Consider the following 17,073-nt stretch of genomic DNA (forward strand, 5'->3'; position numbering starts at 1 on the left):
TGATCATGCGCTCCCCGCCGCCACCGTCGGCCGCCCGCCACTGGACAGGCCGCCTGGTGCGTTTCAAAAACAGGATCACGGGCCCCGACGCCTGTTACCGGGACCGAGAGGCCCTGAACCGCATCCTGGACAAATGCGGCTTCGAGATCCTGGCCGCCCAGACCGCCGGCAGGCGCACCGCGGCCTTCTGGCACGTGGCCCGGCCCAGATAAATCCCCGGGGGATCCAGCTTCCGGTGTCCGGTCAGGGGTCCTGACGGCGGGGAGAGAAAAGGCCATCATTTCCGGCATCACCCCGGACGATACCCCACGACGGGGCCCGCCCGCCTCAACGCCCTTTTCTGACCGTCAGGACCACATTGGCCCCGAAAATCAGCAGGGCGCCCATCCATCCGGCCCCCCCCAGTGACGGATCCCCAGCCAGCCAGGGTCCCAGCAGGGCGGCCAGCAAGATCCGGGTTGAGGAAATGACGCCGCCCTCCACAGCGGTCACGTAGCGGAAGCCGATGGTGATGAGAAACTGGCCGGCGATGCCGGCCCCGCCGCAAAGGGCCAGGTAGCTGAACTCACGGACGTCGGGCCAGAAGAAGTGATGGTGAAAAAAAAGAAACATCAGCACCGACCCCAGGCCGAACATGTAAAACAATACGGTATTGGCATCGTGGTGCTGCCGGCTGAGGTTCAGGTAGACGATGGCAAAGGCCGCACTGATCCCGGAGGCCAGCCCCCAGAGGCTGGTGAGGGTCAGCCCCAGGCGTCCCGGCTGCAGGATCAGCCAGACACCGGCAACCGCCAGCACCACCATGGCCACGGCCACCGGGTCCCGCTGGTGACGAAGAAGGACCCATGACAGGATGACCACGAAGATGGGGTAGGTCATGTTCAGAATATTGGCCTCGGCCACCGAGGTGTAGCGCACCGCCTGATAGAAGCAGTAGACGGCGATGCAGTTGCCGACGGTGCGGCCGATCAGCAGGTGGTAGCGCTTGGGGGCGGGCCCCTGCCGCTGGAAGCCCATGATGACGCAGACCACCAGGAAACCCAGAAAAAAGCGGAAAAAGGCAAAATAGGCCGAATCGATGGCCACCACCTCCCGTGACCATCGGATCACCACCGTTGAAAAATAGAAGCAGAACGCCGATGCAAAAACAGCCAGACACCCGAGGATACCCATCATTGCCGGGGCATGGACCGTGGTGGCGGGAGGGGGTGTTTGGGGCATGAAGAGGCTTTCAGTTTTGATCCTGGTGATGATGCAGCCCGGCCGGAACCGATAGGTATTCAAATTATCCGGTCCTGTCAAGTCATTGCTCGGCGGTGGAAGACCTTGACCCCGCCCGCGCATTGTATTAACTGGTGCCCAGCCAATACCCGCAGCGGCTCAGGCCGCCGTTAACGATTCAAGGATTCAACCCACCGATGACGCAACCAGATGAAAACAAGGACACGGTTTCCCTGATGACCGAACGCCTGCTTTGCGGCCCGGCCAGACCGGGTCAGGCGTTCTGCATGCCGGGCAGCAATTATGACGAACTTTACCGCATGGCAAGACGGATCAAGGCTTTTTTCAGCAGCCGGAAGGACGACGGCAAACCGGTCTGCCTCTGTTCCGATGACCGCACGGTAATGGCGGCCGCCCTCCTGGCCTCTCTGGCCGGTGGACCGGAACTGCTGATCCCCCATACCCTGTCGGCCGCCGCCCTCGCGGACCTGCACCGGCTGACCGGCTTCACCAGCGCCATCGGCCGGTCCGGCGACCATGTGCCGGCCGGGGTTGCATCAATCGACGTGGACACCCTGGTGGACGAGGCGGAGTCCCTGGCCGCCGGAGAGGTGCTGACCCCGGACAGCCCCTGGGTCCGTCTGTTCGCCGGCGGCTTCGGCGACAGCGCGCGCCTCTGGTCCAAAACCCCCCGCAACCTGCTGGGCGAAGTGGACTATCTGGTCAGGCGCTACGAAATAGGCAGCAGCGACCGTATCCTCTCCACTGACCCGCCCCTGCATATTCGCGGGCTGTTACACGCCGTGCTGATCCCCCTGGCGGTATCGGCGCGGGTGGCGGCAGTGACCCCGTCCCATCCCGAAGCGATCCGCCAGCAGATGGCCGCCGCGTCTCCGACCATTTTCGTGAGTGTCCCCGCCCACTACCGCGCCCTGGCGGACAACCCGCCGGAACGGGGCGCCCTGCGGCTGGCCTTTTGCGTGTCCGGCACCCTGGACGATGCCGACGGCGAGGCCTTTTCCCGTGCAACGGAAACGGACCTGGTGGAGATATACGGTTCCACGGCAACGGGCGGCATCGCCACCCGCTGCCGTGCCGGAGGCGAAGCGGGGTTCACCCCCTACGCCTGCATCCAATGGCGGGTGGCCGGCAACCGCCTGGACGTGCGTTCATCCTTTCTTTCCGACGCGTTGCCGGTGCGCGACAGCGGATGGTATACCATCGCCGACCGGGTGAAAGCGCATGCGGACGGGTTCGTGGTCTCCGACCCGGCAGCGCCTCGTGTGGTCAAATTCGAACCGGCCGGGCTGAACGTACCCGTGGATGAGACCAAAACCCTTCAGGAACTGGGAGCCGACCATGGCATCGACATCCGGGCCGACTGCGGCGGCATGGGGGTCTGCGGCAAATGCCGTGTGCTGGTCCATCCGCAGACGAATTTCTCGCCCCTCTCCGATGCGGAACTGGACGTACTCACACCGGACCAGATGGCCGACGGGTCGCGCCTTGCCTGCCAGGCCCGGGCCACCGGGACGGCAAGGGTCACCATCCCCGACACCCTGGCGGAAAGTGCCGAGACCCGCGGCAAGACGGGCATTGCCGGCAGCTATCCGGCGGACCCCATGATCCGGCGGTTCAGCGTGGACGGCCCTTCGCCGGGCCTGAAAACGGACCACACGCCCGAAAGCCTGGTGGACTGGCTGGCCGACCAGGTGGGGGAAAGGGCGGCCTCGATGGCCGATCCCGCGGCCCTGCGCCAGTTAAGCCGCTACCGCGACAGCCTGAAGGCCTTCACCCTGGTGGTGCACGGGGAGACCGGCATACGCCGCCTCCTAAAAGGGGATCACACCGTCAGCCTCGGGTTTGCCGTCGATCTGGGCACCACGTCGGTGGCAGGCTACCTGTGCGACTTGAGGACGGGAAAGCTGCTGGCCGCGGACGCCTGCGTCAACCCCCAGCGACGGTTCGGTGAGGATGTCATCAGCCGGATCAGCCGGATCAACGAAAAGGAATCGCATCTGGAACAATTCCAGCGACTGGCCGCAGAAGGCATCAATATTCTCATGACCCGCTGCCTGGAGCAGGCCGGCGCCCCCCATGCCGCCATCGACGAGGTGGCCGTATGCGGCAACACCACCATGCAGCAGGTTTTTGCCGGATGGCACCCCAACGGGTTAGGGGTATTCCCCTATTTCCCCCTGACGCTGACGCCGCCGGTGTTCAACGCCGGGGACCTGGGGTTGGCCACCGACCCGGCCGTGCCCGTATTTCTCATGCCGGTCGTATCGGGTTTTGTGGGCGGCGACACCATGGCCGCCATCCTGGCGGACCGTCCCCACGAACGGGACGAAACCAGCCTCATCGTGGACATTGGCACCAACGGCGAGGTGGTGCTGGGCAACCGGGAGGGGTTGTGGGCCACCAGCTGCGCCACCGGCCCGGCGCTTGAGGGCGCCCAGATATCCTGCGGCATGCGGGCGGTGTCCGGCGCCATCCACCGCGCCTGGCCGGACGAAAACCTTGGCCGCGTTGCCTACGAGGTGCTGGGAAATGATGGCCGCAATCGGCCCATGGGGCTCTGCGGTTCGGGCATCATCGACGCCATCGCCGCCCTGCGCCAGCTCGGAGTGATCCGTCCCAATGGTCGACTGGACGAAGCGCGTGACGGCGTGGTGTCCGACCAAGGGGGCATCGGGAGATATTACACCCTGGCCGACAAGGATCAGAGCGCCACCGGCAATGAGATTTCCGTCAGCCTGAAGGACGTTCGCCAGATTCAGCTGGCCAAGGGGGCCCTTTGCACGGGCATTGAATTTCTCATGCGCAAGGCCGGCATCGGAAAAATCGACCGGACGATCCTCACCGGTGCCTTCGGAGCCCGCTTCAACTGGAAAAACGCCCTTGCCATCGGCATGCTGCCGCCGGCCGCCGCCCGGGGCGAGGTCATTCCCAGGGAGAACCTGGCCGGCGTGGGGGTGGTAATGGCCCTGCTGGACCAAAACCTGAGATCGGAAGCGCGCACCCTCTGCCGCCGTATCCGCTATCTGGAGCTGGCCTCCGAGCCCGATTTTGCCATGGCGTTTGCCCTGGCTACGGGGTTTCCGGAAATTGAAGGATAGCCTTCAGCCTATTTACCTGATTCTTCTTTTGTAACCGTTCACGGTTTACAGTTACCGGTTCACGGTTAAGAAAAAATGAAGGCAGCGGGTAACCGTAAACCGATAACCGTGAACTAATACCTTTTCTTTCGCCACGGACCAACACAGACAAGGGCCATTTCAGTTACTGCTATCAGTCTATCAATGCCGTACACTTGATCTCCACGCACCCGCCCTTGGGCAGCGCACTCACCTCGACGGCGGCGCGCGCGGGTTTATGCGCTGGAAAATACTCGGCGTAGATGGCGTTGAAGTCCATGAACCGGTCCATATCGGTGAGAAAAACTTCCACGACGGTCGCCTGCTCCAGGCTGCTGCCGGCGGCGACAAGGATCTGCTTCACGTTTTCGAGGGCCTGGCGCGCCTGGCTTTCCAGGTCCTCCCCCACCAGGTTCCCGGTAGCCGGGTCCATGCCCAGCTGGCCGCTGACAAAAACGAACGGTGCGGCAACCACGGCCTGTGAATAGGGGCCGATGGCCGCCGGGGCGCTGTCGGTGTGAACCGTTTTTAAACTCATGATAACGCTCCTTTATTCATCTTCGAAGTTGATGCCAACTTTTACGTGACGATTTCGGATGATGACGAATCGGTGCTGGCCGAGGCCGTGACCGCCTCCGATCTGACCCGGCGGCATCGTTGGCGAACATGGACGCTACCCCTGGCGATTCGACAACGCCTGGACCATGGCCTTACCGGCTTCGTAGGCCTCTTTCAATGCGGCCGGGGATTCCTGAATCTGTCCTTCGGTTTCGATGTTCTTGTACAACAGGGATTTCCACAACTGCATATCCAGCGCATCCATGAAATATTTTACGCTCAACTGTGCGCCTTCAAACAGCCGTTTTCCCTTGGTGGACCCGACGGAGATAAACAGGCCTTTCCGGGGATAGTTTTTCTGGCCGAAGGGTTTTTTGTCTATCCAATATTTTTTTACCCAGAGGGAGTTGCAGCGATCCATCAGGATCTTGGTATGGGCGCTGACCGTGTAAAAAAAAATCGGTGACGCCAGCATCAACCCGTCGGTGCGCTGCAGCAGGGATTCGACAGGCCCGAAATCATCCTTGATGACACAGGACCCGGCTTTTTTACACCCGTATATTTCCAGGCAGGGAGACATCTTCAAATCCCGCAACACGATTTCAGTGACCTGCGCACCGGCATCGCGCGCACCGGCGACGGCATGGTTGAGCAGGGTTGAGGTATTGCCTTTTCGGCGCGGGCTTCCAAATACGGCGGCGATCTCTATCATGGTGCACGTCCTTTGGGTTACGTGGATTCAACGCAGGCGGCCGGGGAATATCGGGGCCGGAGGGTCACCGGGAGCCGGCGGCATGGCGGAGATCTATCATTTTCAACCGCTAAAAATCAACCGGCGGCCCGGTCCGCCGGTCGAATCAGAACGCGACGGCGCTGGCGGGCATTTTTTTTCAGCTTTCATTCTCTACCGTTTCAGGTAAGCTTAATGCAATGAAAAACACCCCTTCCATTAAAGATGGCCTGTCACAGATTGGCCGTCTGAACCCGCATCTGGCAGACGAACTGGCCAAGATCCCCGAGATCCGGAAAGGACAGACAAGGTCATCACGCCTGGCCCTTCACACCCTCCTGGCCCTCTACCGGCTCGCCCCGGACCGATTCGATCGGATGTTTGCGTGCATGGACACCATCGGCCTGCCTGCGCATCGGAATTTTTGTACGCCGCTTCAGGCCTTGTTCTGGATGGTCCAGGATAGACGGCTGGAGGCGTCCGGCCTGCTGCTGGGACTCAACATTGTTCAGACGGCGGGCCCCGATGGGGGCTGCCGGATCGGCATGCGCCCGGACCCGGACGACGGATGGACCGGCACCCCTTCAACCGGCACCGGTCCGGCATATACCCTGGAAAAAGTTCTTGACGCGGCCTGGAATGGCGAGACCGTGCTGATGCTCGGCCCCGTGATCCGTGAAATCATTCAACGCTTGACGACTGCGGCGGAAGCGGAAGAATACGCCGTGCTCGCGAAACGGCACAGCACCCGGCAGCTGCAGGGCTATATCATGGACGATTTTCTGAGAAAAAAAGAGGTGTTCAACACCAGTGACTGGGGTACGATACAAACGGCCCTGAAACAGTCCCGCTGGAAACGGTTTTATACGGTTGCCGACCGCCTGAATTCGCCGGAGCTCATCAGCTATTACATCAATAACTTCTTCTCATTTCGCAAAACCCCCGCCAGCGGCGTCTATTGCACCTTTTTCAAGAAAACCGCCCAGTGCACCGGGGCGGCCTATTTTGCACAGTTCATGCTGAAGCGTGCCGGCTACCGGACCTTTCTGAGAAGTGTCAAATGGGACGAAGATCCCTGGGACGGTCTCCACACCGGGTCGGGCATCATCCTCGAGGACGGGCGTTACCTGCTTGTCGCCAACTATACGGGAATCAATGCCATGGACGGCCCCTTTGACGACATTGAGAGCCTGGACCGTCGGCTGTCATGCAACAGGAGAATAATTGGCAGCAAATGGGGCGCCTATTTTCCACCACGCTACTTTTAAGAGAAATGAAGCGGTCGATGGTTTCCGAATCCGGGATCGCCCCGGAAAAGACGGGATCACCGGCGCCGCAGGTCTCCGGCACCCTTTATGAATGGAAATGGGTTTCTTTTGCAGGCATTCGCCCGCTCTCGGTCTGAGCGCATCAGCAGGTCAGATGAAAGCACGCACCGACCGACTCCCCCTTCGCCAGCCGATGGTTGTAAATGGCGATGGCCCGGGAATTGGGTCTGGCGATGAATTCAATGCCCCGTTCGCCGAGAAAGGGCATCAGGTTGGCTTCCGGGCGCATTCGCCCGCTGGTGCCCGTGCCGGCCACAATCAATGCCGGGCCGGCGTCGACGAGGGAAAGGATATCGTCAACGGCCAGCACATGGCCCCGCTGCCGCCACCATCCCTCCTGGACACGGCCGTCGGGAAAGATGAACAGGTCGGACGTATAGGTCCGGCCGTCAATGGTCATCACACCGAATGCGGTGCTGTCGATCATGGTCTCTCCTGTCAACGCATATGATGAACCGGGCCACGGTCCATCGGAAGATTCGGTCGGGCGACCTCGTCACGCCAAAAATCCTTACACCCACAAGGTAACGAAGAAATCCTGTTTTTCAACCCGTTTTGAATGTCCGTGACAAGGGGGTGAAAGGGAACGCAGGCGTCTGACTTTTCCGGAACGGTCAAGGCGTTGAAAAAGGTCAAGCGGTCGGGTTGCCCCCGTCCAGCACGCGGCGAACGATTCCGGCCAGATCCGCTTCCACGATGGGTTTGTAGATAAAGGCCTGGATCCCCCTTTCCTGCGCCTTCTCTGCGGACATGTGGATGCTGTATCCCGTGCTGATGATGATGGGCAGCCCCGGCTTGATTTTCAACAGTTCGGCAGCCAGCCGGTCTCCGGTCATGTGGGGCATGGTCATATCGGTAAGCACCAGATCGATGGCCTGGGGCGCATCCCGAAACAGGTCCAGGGCTTCCGTTCCGCTGCTGGCGGTTGACACCCGGTAGCCCAGCTTTTCCAGCAGGTGCCGACCCACATCGATCAGTGCCGGTTCGTCATCGACCAGCAGGATACGCTCACTGCCGCCGGGAAGTTCGGAATCCACCTCCTGCTCGACGGCAACCGGTTGAACGGCTGACGGGATGTAAACATTGAATGTGGTGCCGGTGCCCGGTTCGCTGTATGCGTAAATGGCCCCGCCATAGCTCTTGACGATCCCGTGGACCACCGACAGTCCCAGCCCCGTGCCCTTGCCCTTCTCCTTGGTGGTGAAGTAGGGATCGTATATCTTTTGCATGATTTCAGGGGGAATGCCCCTGCCGGTGTCCTGAACGCTGAGTTTCAGATATTCGCCCGGATGCAGTCCGGGGTGCATCCGAATGTCCCGGTCGGAGAGCCGAACCTGCGAGACGCTGACGGTCAGGCAGCCGCCATCGGAATCCATGGCATGGCCGGCGTTGGTGCTCAGGTTCATGACGATCTGATGGATCTGGGTCGGGTCGGCCATGACAGGGTCGATGCCGGGGCTGATTTGCTGTTTTATGTCGATGGTGGCGGGCATCAATGACCGCAGCAGCCTCAGCGCCTCCTTGACCAGGGGAGCAACCTGCAGGGGACGCAGGTCGCGCTCATCCTTGCGGCTGAAGGTCAGAATCTGTGCGACCAGATCCCGGGCGCGCAGTCCGGCTTTGAGAATCTGCCTCAAATGGCTGTGCACCCTGGAATCCGGATCCACCTCCGGAAGGGACAGCTCGGAATATCCAATCACGGCCGCGAGGATATTGTTGAAATCATGGGCAATGCCGCCGGCCAGGGTTCCGATGGCCTCCATTTTCTGGGCTTGGAGCAACGCCTCACCCAAACGCTTGGTCTCCTTTTCCGCTTTTTTGCGCTCAGTGATGTCCTGCACAAATGCAATTGAAAATTGCCGGTCGTCATATTCGAGCAGATTGGAAGAAATTACCACGGGTATTTCAAGGCCGTCTTTACGCCGGTGGATCGTATCAAACGAATCCGCTTTCTTCTTACAAAGGGTTTGCCATACGTCTTCCCAATTGTCACGGTTGACCTGCGGGTCGATGTCGAAAACGGACAGGGCGGTCAGTTCTTCCATGGAGTATCCGAGGGTGCGGGCGGCTTTCTCGTTTACATTGAGGATCCGGGCGTTCGAACCGATCCGAAAGATACCGATGGCAGCCTTATCAAAGCTGAACTGGGTGAGACGAAGAGCGGCCTCCAACCGGCGACGGTCGGTGACGTCCATCCACATGCCATTAAAAACGGTCTCTGCACCGGTCCTTTGGAAGGTTGCATGGGCCGAAAACCAGATGCGGTCTCCGGAAGGTTTGACCAACCGGCCTTCATATTGCCAGTTGTGCTGATGAGTGACCGCCCCGCGGATGGAGGCCATGAAACGGTTTCTTTCGCTGTCAGGCATACACCGGGTGAATTTATCGAAAAACGTGCCCTCGGCGCTCTCGACACCAAAAATTTCCAATGCCTTCGGGCTTACATAACGACAGGTAAACACGTGGTCGTAAGTGGCGCTGAGCTGGAAGACCACCCCGGGGACATTGGCGGTAACGTCTTTGAGCTGTTTCTCGTTCTCACGGATTTTTTGTTGCTGGGCATATGCGTCGGTGACATCCCGGAACACCAGCACGACCCCGACCATGCGCCCGTCGGGATGGAGGATGGGCGCCCCGCTGTCGGCAATCTGGTATTCCCGGCCATCCCTGCGGATCAGCACGGTGTGATTGGCCAGACCGACGATCTTCCCGTTGGCCAGTACTTCCTCCACCGGACTGACAACCGGCTGTCGCGTGTGGGCGTTGACGATTTGAAAGACCTCTGACAGCCGCCGGCCGCTGGCTTCTGTCGACGACCACCCGGTCAACTGCTCGGCAATGGGGTTCATCCGGACAACGGCCCCTGAGGCATCGGTGGCAATAACGGCATCACCGATGGAATCCAGGGTAATTCGCATGCGGGTCTCGCTGGCCACAAGGGCCTTTTCGCGCCGGCTGATCATCCGGGCCATGTGCTCGAGGCCCTGGGCCAGATGCATGAATTCTGCGGTTTTGGGCGGCGGCCAGTGCAGGTCATACCTTCCCCGGGCGATGCGTTGCGCCTGTTCGCCATAGGCGCGAAAGGTCCGGGAAAGATTGCCGGCCTGCAGCCAGGCCACCCCCAGGGCCAGCATCAGGGCCGAAACCAATCCTAAACCAATCATTCCAAAAGCGGCGCGCAGGGGTTGATAGGCCGCCTGAATCGGCTGGGCGACCAGAACGTACCAGCCCAGCTCGCTGACATCGACCATCGTTCCCAAAAACCGCTTGCCGTCCAGTTCGAAGGCACTGGATGCAAATACGCCATCGCCGCTGGCAGTGCCAGCGGGGAGCTCCGTCAAAGACAGCCGCTGCCCCCAGCGCAGCCGCTGTGAATCCGCCACGATGCGGCCCTGCCGGTCCAGAACCATGGTGAACAGGCCGGCTTCCAGCGGCAGGTGGCTGATGAATTCGGAAAACCGGTCCAGTGTGATTTCGCCGATGACCGCGCTGCCTGACAATGGGATGGTCAGCGCCACCGCCAACCGGCTGCTGGCAGTGGAAAGAAATGTTTCCGACCAGGCGGGCTTTCCCTGATGATGGGCCGGGTTCAGAAAGCCTCGACCGGAAAGATCCATGCCCAGCAGGTCATCGCGCTTTGACCGGCGCAGGAGGGCAAGACCGACGCTGTAAATGGTTTCATCCCGGTGGGAGGCAAGGTAGATGGTCTCGAAGATTTCACCGTTGCCGCATTGGGCATCCAGCAGGGCCGTCAACTGGGATGGCCGCTGGGGCCCCCGGGACTCCACGAAGTCGGCCAGGGCAGCCAGCTGACGCTCGCCGCCTTTCAGGTGGTCCGATACCTGGCCGGCTATGGCCCGGGCCAGGCCTTGATGCTGAACACCGATATTGGCGCGCATCTGGGGCATCAGGAACTGCCACACGAGAGCGGCGATAATCACCACCGGCAGGGCGGCCACCAATGCAAACTGCAGAGACAGATAGCGGCGAAGCGACATCGGTGATTTCATGATATTACTCCAGGACAACAAACTTCCGGTTCCGGACAATGCTGATGGAGGCATTGGACCGCTTCACATCACCAAATTCGTCAAAACTGAAGTCGTCTTGCAGCCCCTCGAACTGCCGCAGGGAAAGAAGGGCCTCCTTGAGGCTCCGGCCTTTTTTTTGAGCGCGCAGGGCGGCCAGCACCACCTGGGTGGCCTCGTGGGCATAAACCCCGGGAAAACCCGGCTCACGATGATAGCGTTCAAGATAAGCTTTGCGAAATGCCTGATACCGGGGTGCCGGGCTGCCGCGATCAAAGGTTTGAACCACCGTGACCCCCTCGACGGCTCTGCCGCCCAGTTCCAGGAGCCGCTCGGTGGCCCCCCAGTCGGCCAGCGAGATCGGGATGGCGGGGTCGAGTTTGCGAATCTGCTGGCACAGGACGGCTGAGTCCATGGAGTTGGCGATAATCAGCACGCCGTCGGGCACCGGCGCCAGCAGTTCGCGGGCAATCTCCAGAAACGTTCGCCCCTCGGCGGTGTTGAATCCGATGGTGGCAAGGATCTCCCCCCCGGCGGCGGTGAAGGGCGTGTGAAAGTTTTCCAGCCAGTTTTCAGTAAAGGAGCGGTTGCCCCGGTCGTAGGCCGCAACGATGCGCCGCAAATCTCCGCTATGGATGTGATAGCGGGCGCTCCTGCCAGCGTATTCGCGGGTCGTGGCAGAGACCCGGAAGAAATAATCGTCCCGGCCGGAAAGATGCTGGGTGGTAACGGTCGGGCTTACGGCGACCAGGCGATTTTCATTCAAAAGGGGGGTGATCGCAAGGCCCATGTCACTGGTCATGGGACCGATAATGGCAGCCACGCCTTCGCCGATCAGTTCGCGTACGGCTTTCCGGGCCATGTCGCCATCCTGCTGGTCGTTCTTGATAATAAGCAGTACCTGGCGGCCGTCGATGCCGCCATTTCGATTGCATTGTTCAACCGCCAGCTGGGCGGCATCCCGCCCGGAAATGCCCAGGTCTGCCACCCGGCCGGACGTTCCCCCAACAAACCCGAGGCGAATGGGCTCTGCCGGCTGGCAGCCCAGAAACAGGAAACCGATGAACACCCCTGAACCGGCCCAACGCCAAAAAGATCGTTTCCAGTGGAAGACGGCTCTCACGAAAGAAGTTCTCCTTCAAAAAGGCGGCGCCGATGGAAGCAACAGCATGACTGCGTTTACGATGGATTCGATAAGTGTGACGGATCGTGTAAAGAACGTAACGGCTTCCGTTGCAGACGCATTTGTGTTATGCGGCAACGATTGACCCAAGATCCTAAAAGTCTGTATTAAACCATTCCGGCATCATATCGCATACTGATGGCGACCGCGGTCGTCACGTGCGGGTTAAACGTCCCGATTGGAAATATCCCATAGACGTCATCTATTGTGGCGTGGTAGCCATCAGTCTAATGTATATTTTACCCGAGCGCAAGTCGTTTGCGGACGGTACCGGAGCCGTATCTCAACACCTCTCAGGATAGGAAATCCAATGACTGAAACGGAAGATGTGTCCATAGCTGCAGCGACAGAAAAAGATATCGACGGTCTGGCCCGGCTGATCCGAACCAGCTTTGCCGATGTGTCCCGGCGGTTCGGGTTGACACCGGAAAACTGCCCCAGACACCCGTCCAATTGCACCCATGAATGGATTCAGGGCGACCTGGAGCGGGGGGTGCATTACTTTATCCTGTCGGTCGCGGGTGAGGCCGTCGGCTGCGTCGGCGTGGAACAGGCATCGCCAGCCACCTGTTACATGGAACGGCTGGCGGTATCTCCAGAACATCGAGGCTGCGGGTACGGGACCCGCCTGGCCCGCCACGCCGTGAGCCGGGCGAAAAAAATGGGCGCCGCCTATGTCGGCATCGGGATCATCGCCGCCGATACCGGTTTGAAAAATTTCTACGAGGCACTGGGCTTTGAAGCGGGGGAAACCAAAACCTTTGCGCACCTGCCCTTTGAGGTGGCTTTCATGACTATTTTGGTGTAAATCAGGCCGGGAGTGACAAGAGCACCTGTATGGAAAAGGAATGGGGGCTATCCGACACGCTGGCCTTGACTCGCATCCATGATGCCGGGGGACATCGTTCGAATGGAAAACAGCCCCGACCCGATTGAACACACGCCAAAGGACGGACATGTCATCTTCAGCAATCCCCCCGGTGGTCATCAGCGGCAGCGGCCTGTGGACCCCGGAGCATATCATTACCAACCATGAACTGGTCGCATCTTACAATGAATGGGCCAACAGGTACAATGAGCACCATGCCCGGGCCATCGCGGCAGGTGAACGGGAAGCAAAGCCGCTGGGCTCGGTTGAATTTATCGAAAAGGCCTCCGGCATCAAGCAGCGCTATGCCTACATCAAAGACGGGATCCTGGACGTGGACCGCATGCGGCCGGCCATCCCGGAGCGGCCGGAGGACGCCCTTTCCGACCAGGCCGAAATAGCCTTACACGCCGCCCGCCGGGCCATGGACGCCGCCGGCAAGACAGCTGCCGACGTCGATGCGGTCATCGTCTCCTGTGCCTACACCCAGCGCGCCTACCCCGCCATCGCCATCGAGGTGCAGAATGCCCTGGGCATCGAGGGATTCGGCTTTGACATGCTGGTGGCCTGTTCGGCTGCGACGTTTGCGCTGCACCGCGCCCATGAGATGGTGGCGGCGGGAACGGCACGCTGCGTGCTGACCATCAACCCGGAACTGACCTCGCCCCAGGTCAACTACCGCGACCGGGACAGCCATTTCATTTTCGGGGACGTGGCCACGGCAACCATTGTGGAAAGGACCGATACCTGCACGGCGCAGCAGCGCTATGCCATCCTCGGCACCCGTGCCCAAACCCGGTTTTCCAGCCACGTACGCTCCAACTTCGGCTATGTCAGCCGGGCCAACGATGCAGACCCCTTCGGCGTCGATAAGCTCTTTCACCAGAACGGTCGCCGGGTGTTCAAGGAAGTCTGCCCCCTGGCCATCCGGCACATGGCCGCCCATGTCGCCGACCACGGGCTGGAGATATCCGACATCAGACGCTGGTGGCTTCACCAGGCCAATATCAACATGAACCTGCTGATCTCCGGCAAACTGCTGGGGCGCGAGGCCACCTTCGATGAAGCGCCCATCGTGCTGGACCGCTATGCCAACACCGCATCGGCCGGTTCATTGATCGCCTTTCACCTCTACCACCAGGATCTTGAACCCGGTGATATCGGCGTGATCTGCTCCTTCGGTGCGGGCTATTCCATCGGCAGCCTGGTGGTTCGGAAAACCGAACGGTAGCACGCCGAAGCAATGGCGGTCCGTTTTTTTAAATCGTCATGGTTGATCCGGGGAAAAAAAGGCCGTTACGAATCCTTGGCATGGCCCTTATGGCCGTGTCCGTGCTCCTCCTGTCCGCCTGCGGTGTGGTGAAAACCACTTACCGGCTGACCAGGGGAACGCTCGTCATGGCCTATAAGGTCACCCGATTCGCCGGCAGCACGGTCTATACCGTGGGCGAGTTCACCTTCGACGTGGTCACGGCACCGTTTTCCTGGCCCCTGACCCATGAGGACATCGACACCATCGACGGCCTGTCCCCCAAGGAGGCCATTGCCCAGGGCCGCGTCAAGGCGTCACCCTACGTCGTCCGGGGCAGGCGCTATGTCCCCATGACGACGGCCCAGGCGGCAACCTACCGTGAAGAAGGCATCGCATCCTGGTACGGGGATGAAACCTACCGCCAGCGGGGCGGGCACATGACCGCCAACGGAGAGGCCTTCGATCCCGACGGCATGAGCGCTGCCCACAAGTACCTGCCCCTGCCGATCTTCGTTCGGGTGACCAACCTGTCCAACCGCCGCCGCATTATCGTGCGCGTCAACGACCGCGGCCCTTTTATCGAAGGGCGGATGATCGATCTGAGCGCGGGGGCGGCCAGACGGCTGGGGTTTTACAAGCATGGCACGGCCCGGGTCCTCGTGGAGACGGTCCATCTGGAGGGCTGACGGCCTCGGGGCCTCGCACCATTCGATTGCCTTGAAATCACCGGGCATTGTTGTTAAAAAGAATCAGCGCCCAGCCTTTCCCAACCATTGCACATGCCATGGCGTTCAATGTCTCTCCTTTTCTCCGGGCCCTCAAGAAGGCATTGCCCATGGGGCCCGCCAGGAAAATGGATGGGATTGGATCCACTTCCCCATTGCGCGATGGGCCTCCTTCGGGTGCGTGCCGCCAACCCCCTTGAGGAAAAGACATGGACATCGAAACCTACATGACCGACCGGGTCGACGATCAGCTCAAGTACTATGAAAATGCCGCCACCAGGGCCAAAAACACCCACGTGAGAACCCAGGCCGCCATCATCATCCTGGGCCTGCTGGTGCCGGTGGTGACCAACCTGCCATCGAGTTGGGGACCGTCGATCGACATTGGCCCGCAGATAAAAATCGCCGTCACGATCCTCTCCCTGACCCTGGCCATCCTCACCGGCCTGGCCAATTTCCGCAAACCCGGCGACCTGTGGCTCACCTACCGCATGACCGAAGAACTCCTCAAGCACGAAAAGTTCCTCTTCATCACCGGCAGCGGCCCCTACTTCAACAGTGAAAAAGCCGGCCACGACTTCGTGGAGAGCATCGAATCGATCATTTCGGCGGAGCACAACAAGTTTCGAACCATCGTCGACACCACCCGGCGCGCCACCGACGGCCGGGTGGAAGCCGGCCAGAAAACGGAAGGGGAATCGCCCGATCGCTGATCGCGGAAGAACAGGGCCGGCGGGGAAGGTCGACCGCAGGAAAGGAATTCGATCAAACCGGCGGGTTGCGGCGGGCAATGGCTTGACACACCGAGGCGATGAGCCGGATCTGGGGTACAATGCTGCTCAATTCCACATACTCGTCACGGCGGTGCGCATTGGCGCCGACCAGGCCCATGCCGTCGACGGTGGGAACGCCCTGGGCGGAAGTAAAATTGCCGTCCGAACATCCGCCGGTGGAGATGCACGCGATATCCAGCCCCATGGTTGCCGCCTCGGCCTCAAACTGACGCCACAACTGCAGGGCCCGGTGGTCCGACTCCATGGGCGGCCGGCCGACGCCACCGCTCACGGACAGCGTGACGCCCGGCACATGGGTGTGCGCCGGCAGGGAGTTGAAAAACGCCTCGACCGGCGCCACGTCGATTTTGCGGGCCACGCGCACGTCGACGGATGCCTGCGCCTCGTCCGGAATGATGTTGGTCTTCTCACCGCCGCGAATGACGGTCACGTGGGCCGACGTGCCCTCGGGGGCCTGATCGTTGAAACGGGCGATGGCAATCGCCTGATGGGCAATTTCAAGGGCCGCGTTGGCCCCCTTTTCCGGCTCCGCGCCGGCATGGGCCGACACCCCGCGGGCGGCAATCCTGAAACCACCGCCGCCTTTGCGCGCCAGGACGAACCGGAATCCAGGCCGGCAGGGTTCGAATACGAACACGCGGTCGCTGTTGCGTGCATGGGTTTCGATCCAGCCCCGGGACGCCTCCGAACCGACCTCTTCATCGCCGTTGAAGCAGACGCCCACGGCCAAGTGTTCCAGCACGCCCCGGTGGTGGAGGGTTTCAAGCGCATGCAGGGCCACCAGCAATCCGCCCTTCATGTCGCAGACGCCCGGGCCGGTGGCCCGGCCACCGTCCACGGCAAAGGGCCGCGCGTCCACTTCACCCTGCGGAAAAACCGTGTCCATGTGCCCCAGAAACAGGATGTCGAACCGGTCCGCAGGCGGACGGTTCTGCGCCTGCAGGCAGGGAACGCCCCGGCCCCCCAGTTTCTCCAGACGAGAGGAAAAACCGATTGCCTCGAGTCGCTTGCCGAGAAACCGGGCCACGGCCGCGATGCCGGCAGGGTTATCGCTGCTGCTGTCGATATTGACCAGGGTCTCCAGATCATCCATGAACGTGTCAAGGCGATCGGCGACGAAGGTATTGATTTCGACCGTCATAATTTAGCCTTATTTCTGAATTAATCGTATTGTAAGGGCGCTTCCGGCAGGAGTCGGAGGGCTTCAGAATCAAGGCGCCAGGGGTGACGCCGCAGTTCTCCTGCTGCG

The 17,073-nt window shown here is 60.9% G+C and carries 14 protein-coding genes; 7 read left to right on the plus strand and 7 right to left on the minus strand.

Features of this window, described 5'->3' with window-relative positions:
- Positions 1 to 5 precede the first annotated feature (5 nt).
- On the plus strand, positions 6 to 212 hold the full coding sequence (locus DSCA_RS12815) for a hypothetical protein (RefSeq protein WP_155316803.1): 207 nt from the start codon (positions 6 to 8) through the stop codon (positions 210 to 212).
- A 115-nt stretch (positions 213 to 327) separates the two neighbouring features.
- Here DSCA_RS12815 and DSCA_RS12820 read toward each other — a convergent pair whose 3' ends face one another.
- Positions 328 to 1,221, minus strand: a complete 894-nt coding sequence (locus DSCA_RS12820) for a DMT family transporter (RefSeq protein WP_231716470.1) — start codon at positions 1,219 to 1,221, stop codon at positions 328 to 330.
- Positions 1,222 to 1,418: 197 nt separating this feature from the next.
- Here DSCA_RS12820 and DSCA_RS12825 point away from each other — a divergent pair, with 197 nt between their 5' ends.
- The gene (locus DSCA_RS12825) at positions 1,419 to 4,340 is read left to right on the plus strand and encodes an ASKHA domain-containing protein (protein ID WP_155316804.1); all 2,922 of its coding nucleotides are present in this window, start codon (positions 1,419 to 1,421) and stop codon (positions 4,338 to 4,340) included.
- 172 nt (positions 4,341 to 4,512) lie between these two features.
- On the opposite strand, the gene DSCA_RS12830 is transcribed toward DSCA_RS12825, so the two are convergent.
- Positions 4,513 to 4,896 carry a Rid family detoxifying hydrolase gene (locus tag DSCA_RS12830; protein WP_155316805.1) on the minus strand — a complete coding sequence of 128 codons (384 nt, stop codon included), beginning with the start codon at positions 4,894 to 4,896 and terminating at the stop codon, positions 4,513 to 4,515.
- 135 nt (positions 4,897 to 5,031) lie between these two features.
- Positions 5,032 to 5,628, minus strand: coding sequence for a flavodoxin family protein (locus DSCA_RS12835; protein ID WP_155316806.1), 597 nt, complete (start codon positions 5,626 to 5,628; stop codon positions 5,032 to 5,034).
- Between the two features lie 218 nt (positions 5,629 to 5,846).
- On the opposite strand from DSCA_RS12835, the gene DSCA_RS12840 reads away from it, so the two are divergent.
- Positions 5,847 to 6,914 carry a hypothetical protein gene (locus DSCA_RS12840; RefSeq protein ID WP_155316807.1) on the plus strand — a complete coding sequence of 356 codons (1,068 nt, stop codon included), beginning with the start codon at positions 5,847 to 5,849 and terminating at the stop codon, positions 6,912 to 6,914.
- 142 nt (positions 6,915 to 7,056) lie between these two features.
- Here DSCA_RS12840 and DSCA_RS12845 read toward each other — a convergent pair whose 3' ends face one another.
- The 3 genes from DSCA_RS12845 to DSCA_RS12855 all read right to left on the minus strand — a co-directional run bounded on the left by DSCA_RS12845 (position 7,057) and on the right by DSCA_RS12855 (position 12,125).
- Positions 7,057 to 7,401 carry an Mth938-like domain-containing protein gene (locus DSCA_RS12845; protein ID WP_155316808.1) on the minus strand — a complete coding sequence of 115 codons (345 nt, stop codon included), beginning with the start codon at positions 7,399 to 7,401 and terminating at the stop codon, positions 7,057 to 7,059.
- 205 nt (positions 7,402 to 7,606) lie between these two features.
- The gene (locus DSCA_RS12850) at positions 7,607 to 10,984 is read right to left on the minus strand and encodes a PAS domain S-box protein (RefSeq protein ID WP_167527749.1); all 3,378 of its coding nucleotides are present in this window, start codon (positions 10,982 to 10,984) and stop codon (positions 7,607 to 7,609) included.
- 4 nt (positions 10,985 to 10,988) lie between these two features.
- A complete protein-coding gene (locus DSCA_RS12855) occupies positions 10,989 to 12,125 on the minus strand; it encodes an ABC transporter substrate-binding protein (RefSeq protein WP_155316810.1) in 1,137 nt (378 codons plus the stop codon).
- Positions 12,126 to 12,495: 370 nt separating this feature from the next.
- Between DSCA_RS12855 and DSCA_RS12860 the strand changes: the two genes are divergently transcribed.
- The 4 genes from DSCA_RS12860 to DSCA_RS12875 all read left to right on the plus strand — a co-directional run bounded on the left by DSCA_RS12860 (position 12,496) and on the right by DSCA_RS12875 (position 15,743).
- The gene (locus tag DSCA_RS12860) at positions 12,496 to 12,993 is read left to right on the plus strand and encodes a GNAT family N-acetyltransferase (protein ID WP_155316811.1); all 498 of its coding nucleotides are present in this window, start codon (positions 12,496 to 12,498) and stop codon (positions 12,991 to 12,993) included.
- A 148-nt stretch (positions 12,994 to 13,141) separates the two neighbouring features.
- Positions 13,142 to 14,284 carry a beta-ketoacyl-ACP synthase III gene (locus tag DSCA_RS12865; protein ID WP_155316812.1) on the plus strand — a complete coding sequence of 381 codons (1,143 nt, stop codon included), beginning with the start codon at positions 13,142 to 13,144 and terminating at the stop codon, positions 14,282 to 14,284.
- A gap of 80 nt (positions 14,285 to 14,364) precedes the next feature.
- The gene (locus DSCA_RS12870) at positions 14,365 to 14,991 is read left to right on the plus strand and encodes a septal ring lytic transglycosylase RlpA family protein (protein ID WP_155316813.1); all 627 of its coding nucleotides are present in this window, start codon (positions 14,365 to 14,367) and stop codon (positions 14,989 to 14,991) included.
- Between the two features lie 248 nt (positions 14,992 to 15,239).
- Entirely contained in the window at positions 15,240 to 15,743 is a 504-nt protein-coding gene (locus DSCA_RS12875) for a DUF4231 domain-containing protein (protein ID WP_155316814.1), read from the plus strand.
- A gap of 52 nt (positions 15,744 to 15,795) precedes the next feature.
- On the opposite strand, the gene DSCA_RS12880 is transcribed toward DSCA_RS12875, so the two are convergent.
- Positions 15,796 to 16,965, minus strand: a complete 1,170-nt coding sequence (locus tag DSCA_RS12880) for a M20 family metallopeptidase (RefSeq protein WP_155316815.1) — start codon at positions 16,963 to 16,965, stop codon at positions 15,796 to 15,798.
- Positions 16,966 to 17,073: the final 108 nt, after the last annotated feature.

It is taken from the genome of Desulfosarcina alkanivorans, assembly GCF_009688945.1.
Lineage (GTDB): Bacteria > Desulfobacterota > Desulfobacteria > Desulfobacterales > Desulfosarcinaceae > Desulfosarcina > Desulfosarcina alkanivorans.